At 45.8% G+C, this 12,930-nt stretch carries 10 protein-coding genes; 5 read left to right on the top strand and 5 right to left on the bottom strand.

The features are described 5' to 3' along the window. The first annotated feature begins 5 nt into the window (after positions 1 to 5). Genes MKY52_RS05325 through MKY52_RS05310 form a run of 4 tightly spaced genes read left to right on the top strand, consistent with a single transcriptional unit; the run spans position 6 to position 4,238 of the window. Positions 6 to 995: a DUF4430 domain-containing protein gene (locus MKY52_RS05325; protein WP_341050244.1), complete on the top strand. Its 990-nt coding sequence runs from the start codon at positions 6 to 8 to the stop codon at positions 993 to 995. Next, positions 995 to 1,885, top strand: coding sequence for an energy-coupling factor transporter transmembrane component T (locus MKY52_RS05320; protein ID WP_341050243.1), 891 nt, complete (start codon positions 995 to 997; stop codon positions 1,883 to 1,885). The genes MKY52_RS05325 and MKY52_RS05320 overlap by 1 nt, the downstream gene beginning before the upstream one ends. Then, a complete protein-coding gene (locus MKY52_RS05315) occupies positions 1,858 to 3,528 on the top strand; it encodes an ABC transporter ATP-binding protein (RefSeq protein WP_341050241.1) in 1,671 nt (556 codons plus the stop codon). Before MKY52_RS05320 ends, MKY52_RS05315 begins: the two co-directional genes overlap by 28 nt. Beyond that, positions 3,510 to 4,238, top strand: coding sequence for an ECF transporter S component (locus tag MKY52_RS05310; protein ID WP_341050239.1), 729 nt, complete (start codon positions 3,510 to 3,512; stop codon positions 4,236 to 4,238). The genes MKY52_RS05315 and MKY52_RS05310 overlap by 19 nt, the downstream gene beginning before the upstream one ends. A 434-nt stretch (positions 4,239 to 4,672) precedes the next feature. Here the strand turns inward: MKY52_RS05310 and MKY52_RS05305 are convergent, their stop codons facing one another. The 5 genes from MKY52_RS05305 to MKY52_RS05285 all read right to left on the bottom strand — a co-directional run bounded on the left by MKY52_RS05305 (position 4,673) and on the right by MKY52_RS05285 (position 11,367). Then, positions 4,673 to 6,079, bottom strand: coding sequence for a HAMP domain-containing sensor histidine kinase (locus tag MKY52_RS05305; protein WP_341050238.1), 1,407 nt, complete (start codon positions 6,077 to 6,079; stop codon positions 4,673 to 4,675). Then, on the bottom strand, positions 6,076 to 6,753 hold the full coding sequence (locus MKY52_RS05300; RefSeq protein WP_149647978.1) for a response regulator transcription factor: 678 nt from the start codon (positions 6,751 to 6,753) through the stop codon (positions 6,076 to 6,078). Before MKY52_RS05300 ends, MKY52_RS05305 begins: the two co-directional genes overlap by 4 nt. A 59-nt stretch (positions 6,754 to 6,812) precedes the next feature. Then, positions 6,813 to 8,786: a serine hydrolase domain-containing protein gene (locus MKY52_RS05295; RefSeq protein WP_341050236.1), complete on the bottom strand. Its 1,974-nt coding sequence runs from the start codon at positions 8,784 to 8,786 to the stop codon at positions 6,813 to 6,815. A 286-nt stretch (positions 8,787 to 9,072) separates the two neighbouring features. After that, entirely contained in the window at positions 9,073 to 10,347 is a 1,275-nt protein-coding gene (locus MKY52_RS05290; RefSeq protein ID WP_341050235.1) for an MFS transporter, read from the bottom strand. Positions 10,348 to 10,461: 114 nt separating this feature from the next. Continuing rightward, positions 10,462 to 11,367, bottom strand: a complete 906-nt coding sequence (locus MKY52_RS05285) for an ArsR/SmtB family transcription factor (RefSeq protein ID WP_341050234.1) — start codon at positions 11,365 to 11,367, stop codon at positions 10,462 to 10,464. Between the two features lie 219 nt (positions 11,368 to 11,586). On the opposite strand from MKY52_RS05285, the gene MKY52_RS05280 reads away from it, so the two are divergent. After that, positions 11,587 to 12,930 carry an MATE family efflux transporter gene (locus tag MKY52_RS05280; RefSeq protein WP_341050232.1) on the top strand — a complete coding sequence of 448 codons (1,344 nt, stop codon included), beginning with the start codon at positions 11,587 to 11,589 and terminating at the stop codon, positions 12,928 to 12,930.

The raw sequence follows: 12,930 nt of genomic DNA, 5'->3' as shown, positions 1-12,930 counted from the left end.
AAGAAATGAACAAGAAAAAATGGCTAACAGCGATACTAATTATTGGTGTGTTGGCGATTGCCTTCTTTTGGGGCGGGAATTATCAGAAGAGCCCGAACAAGGTTGCGAGTAACAGTGTTGAGTCTCAAGTTGTAGGATCAGCCAATACGACCTCCAATCAGAATGTTGATGTAGAGCCTACAACCTCAAGTGATGCCAAGACAACGGAGATAGCTCCTACAGCTACACCTGATGAAACAGCTAAGCCCGTTGAAACGGTAAAACCAACTGAAGAGGTAACGCCATCAGAAAATGTAACACCAACAGATACTGCTGCAGAAACAGAAGATGTAAAACCGACCGAAACACCAAAGCCGGCTGCAAAGGCACAACCGACCGCAACACCGAAAGCGGCTAAAACGTCCGTGCCGGAAACGAAAGCGACGGCAAAACCAGTAACCAAGCCGGATTCAAAAGTAGCGACAACAGAAACAAAGCAGGAACCGAAAAAGGATAAATTCCTTACCGATCCAGTGCCGAGCGGGAAACCTAAGCCCGTGGAATGGCAAGATGCAACGGTAGATAAGAAGAAGCAATTAACGGCTACTTTGTCCGTGTCGGCAGCAACGATTTTAGATAATATGGATATTTTCAATAAGGATAAGGTTGAAGTATTGCCGGCAGATGGTATCATTTATAAAGCGCAGAAGGTAACCTTTTATGAAGGTGAGTCTGTGTTTGATGTTTTGCTAAGAGAGATGAAGAAGAATAAAATCCATATGGAATTCAGTATGACTCCGATCTATAACAGTAATTATATTGAAGGTATAAATAATCTTTATGAATTTGATGCTGGAGAGCTCAGTGGATGGATGTACAAAGTAAATGGCTGGTTCCCTAACTACGGCAGTAGTCGTTATGTTCTTAAGGATGGCGATGTCGTTGAATGGGTATACACTTGTGATTTAGGTCGAGATGTAGGTGGTTATGTAGCCACAGGAGGAGCTCAGAAATAATGAAGGATAGCTTTTCTACCTTTCATCCGTTTGTGAATTTTCTATATTTTGTCGTTGTATTGCTGTTTAGCATGGTGTTCATGCATCCCATATTTCAGGTGATTGCCCTAATCAGTGCAGTGGTCTACTCCTTTATGTTAAAAGGAAAGAAAGCCGTTCGATTTAATCTGCTGTACATGGTTCCTTTTCTACTATTTATGGCGATTATGAACCCTGTTTTTAATCATCAAGGGGTAACGATCTTGTTCTATTTGAACAATGGAAATCCCATTACGAAGGAATCCATTCTTTATGGTGTTGCAGCGGCGTGCATGTTTGTGACGGTAATCATATGGTTCTCCTGTTATAACGTCGTGATGACCTCGGATAAGTTTATTTATATATTCGGAAAAATACTGCCGGCACTGTCGTTGATTTTTTCGATGGTGCTTCGTTTTGTTCCTAGATATTTAGCGCAAATCAAGGTGATTTCGAATGCTCAAAAATGTATAGGCCGGGATGTCACGCAAGGAAATCTCCTCGCGCGAGCGCGAAATGGGATAACGATCCTATCGATAATGACTACCTGGGCTCTGGAAAATGCGATTGAAACGGCAGATTCCATGAAATCAAGAGGATATGGATTGCCTGGACGTACAAGCTTTTCGATCTTCCGTCTAGATGCCCGGGACAAAGTAGCCCTCTTGATCATGACAGGCTTAATTGCGATGGTAGCCATCGGCGCAGCGATGGGTGAGAACACGATGAGATATTATCCGTCGATTAAAGCGAGTGCAATGACACCTTTTAGTATCCTTGTATATATCGCTTATTTTGCGCTATGTATGATCCCTGTGCTCATCAATATGGTGGAGGCAATGAAATGGAAATCTATCGAATCGAAGAACTAAGCTTTGCTTTTCCTGAACAAGAGCAGATGGCTCTTTCGAATATTAATCTTACGATTGCAAGCGGAGACTTTATTACTGTGTGTGGAAAGTCAGGCTGCGGCAAAAGTACTTTACTAAGACAACTGAAAACAATCTTAACCCCACATGGCAAACGCCAAGGGGCGATTTATTATAAGGGTCAACCTGTAGAGGAGATCGATCAACGGACACAAGCAGCGGAAATCGGTTATGTACTCCAAAGTCCGGACAATCAAATTGTGACAGACAAGGTGTGGCATGAGTTGGCCTTTGGCCTTGAAAGCTTAGGTTATGACAATTCTACGATTCGTTTGCGCGTGGCTGAGATGGCGAGCTTTTTCGGAATTCAGACCTGGTTCCATAAAAGTGTGACTGAGCTATCGGGTGGCCAGAAGCAGCTTCTCAATTTAGCAGCGATTATGGCTATGCATCCCTCGGTTCTAATCCTTGATGAGCCTACCTCTCAGCTAGATCCCATCGCCGCTTCCGATTTTTTGGAGACGGTCAAAAAGATTAATCGCGAGCTTGGAACAACCGTTATCATGAGCGAGCATCGTTTAGAGGATGTTCTTCCGCTTACAGATCGGCTGATTGTGCTGAATGAGGGCATCGTGATTGCTGATGATACCCCGCAAAGGGTGGGAGAAGCTCTAAGCAAGCTGAACCATCCGATGTTTCTGTCCATGCCCTCACCGATGCAAATTTACGCAGGCACAGAGAATGACTTAGCATGGCCTGTTACAGTAAAGGAAGGACGCCAATGGTTGGATGCTTTTCTAGAGGATAAGACACCTGCAGCGATCTCGGAATCTCAGCCAAGCACGAAAGAGGACGGCCCAGTAGTCATAAAGTTCAAGGATGTATGGTTTAAATATGATAAGCAAGGACCGGATATTATTAAAGATTTGTCCTTTGAAGTGAAGCAGGGACAGTTCTATTGCATTGTTGGTGGAAACGGAACGGGCAAGACATCGACGCTGTCACTAATGAGCGGCATTCTTCAGCCCTATAGAGGCAAGGTTCAAATTGGCGGGAACAACCCTGCGAAGATGAATGCCAAAGAACTGTTTACTAACAATCTGGGCATCCTCCCGCAAAATCCGCAAACCTTATTTGTGAAGAAAACAGTCGAGTTAGATTTATACGAAATGTTATCCCAGCTTCCTTTAACGAAGGAAGAAAAGACGGCTAAAGTTGAGGCCGTGGTTAAGTTCGCAGAACTGGAACATCTTCTCTCCATGCATCCGTATGATCTTAGCGGGGGAGAACAGCAGCGGGCGGCGCTGGCTAAGGTGCTTTTGTTAGAACCAAAGATTCTGCTGCTGGATGAACCGACGAAGGGACTGGATGGACCCTTTAAGGAGAAACTCGCTTTATTCCTACAGAAGCTTAATGCCGATGGTGTTACCATCGTAATGGTCTCGCATGATGTTGAATTCTGTGCCAAATATGCGGAGGTCTGCGCGATGTTCTTTGATGGAAGTATCATCACTACGAATGATGCCCAGAAGTTTTTTGCTGGAAACAGCTTCTATACGACTGCCGCCAACCGAATGGCGCGTCATGTCTGGAGCGAGGGAGTAACGATAGAGGGTGTGATTGGTTTATGTCAACGAAGCAGGTAACGGGTCGTCGTTTGAGTCGTCGAACTTTATTAGCGGGACTGCTAATCTTTATAGTTATTCCAGCTACAATTTTGTTAGGGATCTTTGTCCTAGACGATCGCAAATATTACTTTATCAGCCTATTGATCGTCCTCTACACGATGATTCCGTTTGCGTTGGTGTTCGAGAATCGGAAGCCGCAGGCGAGGGAACTCATCGTCATAGCGGTGCTAGCGGCCATTGCCGTTGCTGGACGCGCAGCCTTTTTCATGTTGCCACAGTTTAAGCCGGTGGTTGCTATTGTGATCATTGCAGGTGTGAGTTTAGGGGCTGAAGCAGGATTTCTGGTGGGCGCTGTTGCGGGCTTCGTCTCCAATTTCTTTTTTGGGCAGGGACCTTGGACGCCTTGGCAAATGTTTTGTTTTGGCATCATTGGCTTCCTGGCGGGCATTTTCTTCAAGAAAGGTCTGCTTAAAAAGACTAAGCTGTCTCTCTGTATATTCGGAGGGCTAGCGACGTTCTTGGTATATGGAGGCATTATCAATATAGGCTCGCTGATGATGTTCACTTCAGAGTTCTCATGGTCGGCTTTGATGACGACTTATATTTCCGCCTTTTGGTTTGATATGGTGCATGCCATCTCGACGGTGGTGTTCCTCTTTTTCATTGCTAACCCTATGATTGAAAAGTTGGATCGGATAAAAACGAAGTATGGGTTGATTGAGCCTTAGGGTGTTTATGCGGGGTGTTGTGCGGATTGCGCTGGCGGACGCTCCGAGAACGGACTGTTGTTACAATCGCTGTTGTGTCCAGATTTTTTGAATTTTTCCCCTAGGGTAAAATCCGGACACAGCATATGCTTACGAAGTGAGCTTTCCTTCGGAAAGCTTTCGGGCGAACGCTCCGCTTTTCCACAATCAGTCCGTTCTCTCCGCTGCTATCAGCGCGAAGCCCAAACCCAACATCGACGAAAGGCTCAAAGAACCCCCCATCGGTTTTTAGCCGAAGGGGGGCGGTAGTACCTAGTGGCTGGAGGTTTGGCCACTATAAGATATTACAATCGGTATGGAATTCTAGTAGCGATGCTCCCAGATCTAACCTTAAAAAACAGGCGATGCTCCGGTCTACCGGTATCGCCTGTTTTTTGATTATTCCCTTACGATATCTATAGTGCTGAGGTATCTTCAAAGGGCTTAAGGCTCTTTCGGCTGGGAGCAGACGGGGAGACGGGCAACCTAACGATAATTGTCGTTCCCTCTCCGATAGCACTGTCTACCTCTATCCTTCCCTGATGCAGAGAGACAATTTTTTTAACGATCGCAAGTCCGAGACCGTTGCCATTGTTGTTTCCGTTCCGGGATTTATCTATTTTATAAAATCTTTGGAATACGGCGTTGAACTCTTCCGGGGACATCCCGATTCCATTATCGATGATGGTGACGGATACTTCTGCTGCACTACTAACTATACTGATGCGAATATTCCCGCCTTCCGGTGTGAATTTGATGCTGTTGCTGAGCAAATTCATCCATACTTGCTTCAGCTGATCTTCATCACCCTTAATTTTGATTGCTTCCGGCAATTCAAGATCGATAACAATGCCTTTGGCTGACCATTGGGGCTCACAAGTCACAACGATTGTTCTAATCTGCTCGTCAAGATTGAAGGAACTTGCGTTGAAGGGATGATGTTCAGAATCCAGGGAAGCGAGCTTCAGTAAATTATCACTTAGCCTCGACAGACGTTCACTCTCCGCAATGATGATATCAAGATATTCGCTGCGTTCCTCTTCCACGATTAAATCATGGTTCAGTAGCGCCTTGGCAAAGCCGGAAATGGACGTAAGCGGTGTCTGGATTTCATGAGAAACGTTGGATACGAAATCCTGTCTCATCTGTTCTAACTGTTTCAGCTCCCCTGCCATCTCCACATAGCTTTGTGTCAATTCCCCGATTTCATCTATTCGGTTCACTTTAAGCTCCACCTCGAAATCACCCTTGGCCAGTCTTTTTGTTGCATTCGTCAGTGCTTTGATCGGCTCCACCAAATATCTGGCGGCAATAAGAATGCATACACTACCCAGCAAAAGCACGAGCAAAAGCACAAAGAGCACCATCCGATTAACGATATTTTCGTTCTCAGCAGAATACTGCAAGAACATCGCACGCCACTCCCCGTCCAACATAAAAGGCATCCCGATAAAAATATCCTTATCTTCCGCGGAGGAACGGTAGAGCTTTCCTTGTAGTACTTGTTTGACAGCTTCGGGGGGGACAGTGACACCCGGACTACCCTTGAGCCCATAAAAGGTATGTTCTCCGGCATGATTGTACAGGTGGATAGGGTGTGCGGATACCTTAACCATACTATTCAGGAACTCGTCCGTATCTTTAGGTTTGGCGTCATCATAGCGGTGAATGATCTCTTTTCCCACTACGATCATTTCATTCTGTCCCTCGTAACTTATTTGTTTCTGAAAGACATACAAGCCAATGAAAAAGGAACAGACTAGACTAAAGATAATGATGCCCAGAAACGTGAGAATGACGCGTACATACAATGTCTTGATCATGGCATAGGGATCAGCCGATATCCCAGGCCGCGGGCCGTTTCGATTTGAAATTGCTCGCCCTTGCCGCTGAATTTCTCCCTCAACCGACTTATATGCACATCTACAGTTCGGCCATCTCCTTCATAATTCAATCCCCAGATTTGAAGGATCAACTGTTCTCTTGTGAAGATTTGCCCAGGATGGCTGGCCAGCAGAAACAGCAGCTCAAATTCCTTCAAAGGAATTGTGACCGGTTCTTCACCACGCGTGACCTGGAAAGTGCGGCGGTTGAGCGCCACATTACCCAACTGCACGGACTGGGAAGAAACGACCAGCGAGCGTTTAAGCAAAGCTTTTACTCGCATTACCAGTTCAAGCGGATCAAATGGTTTCGTTAGATAGTCATCCGTACCAAGTTGAAAGCCTTTCACTTTGTGTGCGGATTCCGCTTTAGCCGTCACCATGAGGAGGGGGATGTTGGCATCCCAGCGTCTGATTTCTCTGCATAGATCCCAACCATCCAATCCTGGCATCATAATATCTAGAATGACGAGATCGACACGCGAGTTCTGTATAATGGACAGAGCTTTGGTACCATCCCTGGCTTCTTTGAGGTCAAAACCTTCTTTTCGCAAAAATAAAGACATTAGCTTTCGGATGTTATCATCATCATCAGCGATAAGTATAGTAGCCACGATTTTCCTCCTCTATTAAGCTTTCATTATATCTGATTTGTTCTTGGCAAGTAGTGGCGTTATCCGAACTGCCAACCCAACAGGTTCCAATAGTAGAAGAACAGAGTCATCGCCACAGCCGAAAGCGCCACTAACGTATAATGCACACGCTTGAAAGCTGTCCAGTATTTATTCTTCCAAACCAGTATAGCCGAGATTAGTAAAGCTAAAGTCAGACCAACCAAAATGATTGGCATAACTAAACTGAGAGAAAGCGAAAGACTGATCCCGCTGAACTTCTGCATCATGTCCATGGACATAACCACCATAAATATCGTGACGAAAGATAGCAGCGCCCAACCAGCAGTTCCCACAGATAGGCGGATGGCCCACTTTTCAGGTGGCGTCATCGCCTTGATTTTGCGTCTGGAAAAGACTAGTCCAAGCAATGCAGTGATGAAGATCAACCCCGCGCCGCCAAGTACGATAAGCCAAAACTTATTCTGATTCAAGAGTGGCGTACGCTCCAGCGGCATTTCTGGTGCCATACCTAAGAGCATATGTGTAACCTTACCGGAATCATTTGTGCGGAAGCCGATTTGTTCGGTACCTCCCTCGAGCTGGAACAGATTCGGACCGATTTCTCTATACAGCTGTTGTTCACTACCACTTCCCAAGGATAGCTTATTATCCTCTACCGTAACATTTAGCTGGGCAAAAAAGTTGAAAAACTTATCAATATCACTGAGATTTCGGCGTGTGAATTGATAGGTTCCCGCATATTTCTGCACAGATTCCGCAGAAGTGGAGAATTCAGGCTGCTTCGCTTCAGGATCGGGATAATAGCGCTCAAAAAAGGCATGGACTAGGCCTGCCGCGGAATCACCGCCCTGACCGCCATTATAGGAAACAAAGATGCCTACATGCTTGGCAGGCACAAGATAAAACTCCGTATTAAACATGGGGTCGGAACCACCATGAGTGATCAGTCTGAGACCATTGATGTGTTTCTCAGCGAACCCCAGATCTACTCCCGGCAGACGTTTGTCGAATTGGTACGCCGTTGAATGCATTAGTTCTGCAGTCTCCGTTCTAAGAATTTGCTGGTCACCATATTTCCCGTTCTGCAGATGGGCGATCATGAAATGCGCCATATCTACTGCTGATACAGTACCCGAGCCGGCAGGACGAAAGCCGCCCTCGAAGGTAGGTGTGCCAGGAATAAAGCTGCCGTTCTCACTCGTGTACCCTACAACTTGGTTGGGTATGAATGACTCCGGCAAAGGCTCTACCACAGTCGAATATTTCATGTCGAGCGGATCGAAAATATACTTTTGTATATAGTCATTGTAGGGAACACCGCTAACTTCCTCCACAATCAGACCCGCTAGTGTAGCCCCAAAGTTCGAATAAGAACTCATCTCTCCGGGGGGTCTTACCCGTGCCAGCATATGCTTATTGAGTGCTTCCGAGATTGACCCCGGCAATTTGGCAGGGTCTGTAGTGATTTGATAACCTACTCCACCTTCTTCGAACCCTGCTGTATGTGTCATCAAATGGCGCATAGTGATAGGTTCAGGATAAGTAGCAGGGATCTTCACTGATTTCAGGTAGGTGTTAATATCCGTGTCTAGATCAATTTTGCCTTGCTCGACCAGTTGCATCACCGCTGTCCAGGTGAACAGCTTTGTCGTTGAAGCAATTCGAAACATGCTGGTTGTCGGGTCAACGGGTGCTGCCTTTTCCAGATTGGAGCTGCCATAACCTTTGGCCAAAATAATCTTGTTGTCCTTTACGATCGAGATGACTGCTCCAGGAATTTGCAGCCGATTCATATCTTGTTCCATAATGCCATTAACGAAGGCAGTCAGACTCGCGGTATCATCGAGATTGGCAGGTGCTTCAGTCTGGGTTATAGGTAGCACAGTTTGATCCGTTTTGGTCTCGGCCCATGCCTGGTTCCCAGGCAACACCAGGCTTGCGCCTAATCCGGCACTGATCACAGCCAATAGGGTTAGACCAGCGATCAGTCTTTTTTTTATATAAGTTAACATTTTTATCCTCCGTATCATCATTTATTGGGTTTGGATGATCATCCACCTAACGCTTATAGACATTATCAGAGTAGTGTGAATGGAACGTTAACAAGACTATAAAAAAACAGACTGCCATCCGCCGCCTTCAACGACAGAGGGTAGTCTATTGTGAAAAAATTGAAATTCCAGTTTCCTTTTTTGCCTGATAAATTAAAATAAACAGCGGTAGTTTAGGACGTGTTTTCCTTGTCCTAAGTTATCGCTGTTTCTATTAGAATCAGTGAACTCTTCTACATATCCCCACTTATCGTTCAGTTACAACACCTTGTGACGGAACTTCCACAACGGGTCGCCTATGGGTAGCCTCAAGGGTGGAAAGGTCACCATCCAGCGCTTTTAGTCCGGGGAGCAGCAAGGCTGCGCTAGCACAGAGCATTGGAAGCAGTCCGGAGATTACAAAAAGTGCGGGCACCCCATAATGCTGGGCAATCGCGCCACCGGCAAAAGCACCAAAAGGCTGCAAGCCGCCACCGATCAGAAAGCGAATAGAATTGACTCTTCCTTGCAGATGGCTCGGAACTAGACGTCCATGGAGTGAAGAGCTTAAGGAACCGAAGAAGGGACCTAACGTCCCAGTAGCAAATACAGCGGCGAGAGCAAAAGAAAAACTAGGGAATAACCCCCATAAGGTAGTCACTAAACCTATGGTCCCCAGACTGCTAAGCATGACAAGCCGTCTTTTTTTAATTTCCCCTATCATGGAAATCACACTTAGCCCGACTAAGGTTCCCAGTGCGAAAACTGTACTTAGCGTGCCCATCGTGGCCGCATCGCGGTGGAGCACTTCACGTACAAAAGGGACCATCATCGTCCAGACGGCAATTGAGCTTAAATTACTGATGGAGGCCATGATCATAATCGTAAGCATTGCAGGAAATTGTTTATAGAAGGTAAAACCCTCGGCTATCTCGCGAACGTAAACGGTGATGGAGAAACTACCTGGGGCTGGAGAAGGTTTCGGTAGCTTTTGTAAGCACAGCAAGGTAGTGATGGCGGCTGCGTAACATATCATGTTGATGCCAAGGGCGGGCAGCGCTCCACTAGCAGCGGTCAACGCACCTGCTAAGGCAGGCCCCAGCAGGACTGCTGCGCTTTTGCTGCCATCAATGATAGCAAAAGCTCGCACCAGCTTCCGGCTGTCGGCAACGCCAGGAATAACAGCCATCGCTGTTGGCATGAACAATGCGGCGCAAGATCCGCTGAGACCCGCGGCGACAAACAGATGCCACAGCTGCAATTGGCCAGCCAGGCCCATGCCGAGTGGCAGTGCTATAGCCAGCAAGCGAATGGCTGCCAAGCAGGCCATAAAACGGACCCGGTGCAGCCGATCGGACAACGGTGAACCGAGCAAGCGCAACAGCAGCTCAGGGATGCCTGAGCTGAGCGCGAGTGCTCCCATCGCTAGCTTGGAACCCGTCAGATCATAGACGAGCCACTCCATAGCCAGCAGGCCAAAAGCATCACCAAAAGCGCTTAAAGTAATGGTCGAGAGAAGACCATAATAGCTGCGTTTTATCATAGCTTGGTAGCTCCTTTTTTAAAATATAAGAAAGGTTAAGTTTTACACGGTATCCTCTTATATTTCTCGCATATACGCTTACCGTCCTTATAAGGACGCCTAAGGCGTTTATGCTTAACTCTCCAGATATGTCCCAATCTGCTGGGGCAGCTCATTTAATGCTTCTAATCGCAGGCTGTACGATGTGTTTCTAACATTGGTATGGACAATGACCAGCCCAGCTGCACGCAGTGCGATAAGATGGTAGTGGATTGTGCTTTTAGAAAGGCCTACCTCACGCACGATTTCTGTGAAATTGAGCTGCTTGCCAGTGAGCAAACGAAGGATATACAGCCGGGTCTCATCTGACAACGCACGGGTAAGGCGGAGTAATGCAGGCGCAGGCCGTCCAGCTTCCGGAGGGAGAACATCACAAGAGTAGCTGGTGAATACGAATTCATCATACATAGCGGTCGTAACCAGTGGACGAGCATGATATTGCGGAATGATAATGACCTGCTTCAGATGTTCGGTTGGATAAAGGCGCATTCCAGCAGTAGCTGCTTCAAAGACTTCCATATCATTGTTCCCGCTTAGCATCGCGCGTCTTGATTCGGCTTCCTGCTCAAGCCCTTTGATTATATTAGGATCGATTCCACTGAAGTATCCCGCGTTCCATTCGCGGAGGATGTCAGCGGCAGTGTCCCTGAGCTCCGCAAGATTGGAAGGGACCGATTGGCCGAAACGTCCGGATATTTCATACAGTTCGCCCGAAGATAAACCATCGAACCACTCCAAAAACCCCTCTACCGAACGCTCTCCTGGACAGCACCAAATATAGGGAGCCAAACTGAAATCATCAAGTTTCTTAACGACTTCCTGCATTTTACGTAGCAGCATTGGCGCGAATCTGGCTTGAACATCGCGTACCCAGAGCTTACCGGAATCCATGGCAGTATGGTTCTGCTTACTTAGAAAAGCAGTCATACTATAAACACATTCATACATGGGTGCAAAATCGACTTCTACTTTATAATCCATGAGCTGCTCCATTCTTTCAGTGAGATACTGACTCGGATACTTGTTCTATAAATATAGAACTGTTTATTGGTTTTATTGTAAACGAACTCCTTATTGTTTTCAATAGCCATTTCGCTGAAAAATCCGATCTCAAAATATTGTTCAAATATAATCAATTGATTATATAAGTGTGCGGTTATATAATGGATTTGAAATTAGATGAAGAAGGTGTAATTAGACTTGAAGGACACAAACGATTTGACTCAGGGTCCTATAATGCCTACCTTAATGAAATTAACGCTTCCGATTATTGCGACGAATTTCATCTCTACTACTTATGGTCTAGTCGATATGATTTGGGTTGGAAGATTAGGAAGTGGTCCGGTTGCCGCGATTGGTACAGCGAGTTTTTTCATTAATCTAGCGATTGCTTTATCGACTATGGTTACGATCGGCACAGGGATTAAGGTGGCGCATTGTATGGGATCTGGTCAGTTAGAGAAGGCTAAATCTTATATAAAGAACGGATTTATGATGTCTATTTTATTAGGACTTCTCTATATGAGTTTAGTGCTACTAACCAAGAATCAGTTGATTGGTTTTTTTGATCTTGGAAGTGATGAAGTAGAGCGGATGGCTAGACAATTTCTAGTGATTTCGATATTTGGATCGGTATTTTCCATCGTGAATACGTTATTCGCAACTCTCTTAAACGCTATGGGAAATAGTAAACAACCGTTTCAGATCTTCTCCATTGGTCTTATGGTTAATATTGTCCTTGATCCATTTTTGATTTTTGGCTGGGGCAGTTTTGAAGGATGGGGAGTAGCGGGGGCAGCTATTGCAACATTAACGGCGAACATTTTGGTTACGGCTCTTTTTATCATGAAGACAAGAAAGTCAGAACTCATTTCAAACACATCCGCGTGGGACAGTCGTCAAATGAAAGAAGTCATCCGCATGGGGCTACCAATAACGATCCAACGGGTCACCTTTACGATCATATCGATCATCATTGCCAAGATCATTGTACGATTTGGAGCGGATGCTATTGCGGTTCAAAAAGTAGGAATCCAAATTGAATCCATTTCCTATATGACCATTGGCGGACTACAGGGAGCTATTGCTGCCTTTTTTGGTCAAAATTATGGAGCACGTCGCTTCGATCGTATTGGGCAGGGGTATCGTCAGGCCTTGATTTTAACCTCCATTTTTGGCGTGATCGTGTCGCTTATATTTATTGCGTTCCCGCAGCAGCTATTTTCATTGTTTTTATCAGACCAGACAAGTTTGGAATTGGGCGCAGATTATATGCGGATCATCGGTTACTCACAATTATTCATGTGTATGGAATTGATGACAGTAGGTGCTTTTAACGGCATGGGTCAAACCCACATCCCACCGATCTTTAGTATTTCATTTACTGCACTCCGAATTCCACTAGCCTTACTCTTATCCGAACCTTTTGGCTTGAATGGGGTGTGGATGTCGATTGCGCTAAGCAGTGTGTTCAAGGGTGTTATTCTTGTGTTCTGGTTTAGAAGATCTTTGTTCAGAATGAATAAACAGCAGGCAAACTACTAA

This window comes from Paenibacillus sp. FSL P4-0184, from assembly GCF_038004625.1.
In the GTDB taxonomy this organism is placed as follows: Bacteria; Bacillota; Bacilli; order Paenibacillales; family Paenibacillaceae; genus Paenibacillus_AQ.
Note: the sequence above shows the minus strand (reverse complement) of the source record. Positions and strands in the feature narration are given on the sequence as shown.

What these genes read in the sequence shown, in the direction of transcription:
- MKY52_RS05325 (WP_341050244.1), top strand. Translation starts at nt 6, where the DNA reads ATGAACAAGAAAAAATGGCTAACAGCGATACTAATTATTGGTGTGTTG.
- MKY52_RS05295 (WP_341050236.1), bottom strand. Translation starts at nt 8,786, where the DNA reads ATGTTAACTTATATAAAAAAAAGACTGATCGCTGGTCTAACCCTATTG.
- MKY52_RS05290 (WP_341050235.1), bottom strand. Translation starts at nt 10,347, where the DNA reads ATGATAAAACGCAGCTATTATGGTCTTCTCTCGACCATTACTTTAAGC.
- MKY52_RS05320 (WP_341050243.1), top strand. Translation starts at nt 995, where the DNA reads ATGAAGGATAGCTTTTCTACCTTTCATCCGTTTGTGAATTTTCTATAT.
- MKY52_RS05315 (WP_341050241.1), top strand. Translation starts at nt 1,858, where the DNA reads ATGGAAATCTATCGAATCGAAGAACTAAGCTTTGCTTTTCCTGAACAA.
- MKY52_RS05305 (WP_341050238.1), bottom strand. Translation starts at nt 6,079, where the DNA reads ATGATCAAGACATTGTATGTACGCGTCATTCTCACGTTTCTGGGCATC.
- MKY52_RS05310 (WP_341050239.1), top strand. Translation starts at nt 3,510, where the DNA reads ATGTCAACGAAGCAGGTAACGGGTCGTCGTTTGAGTCGTCGAACTTTA.
- MKY52_RS05285 (WP_341050234.1), bottom strand. Translation starts at nt 11,367, where the DNA reads ATGGATTATAAAGTAGAAGTCGATTTTGCACCCATGTATGAATGTGTT.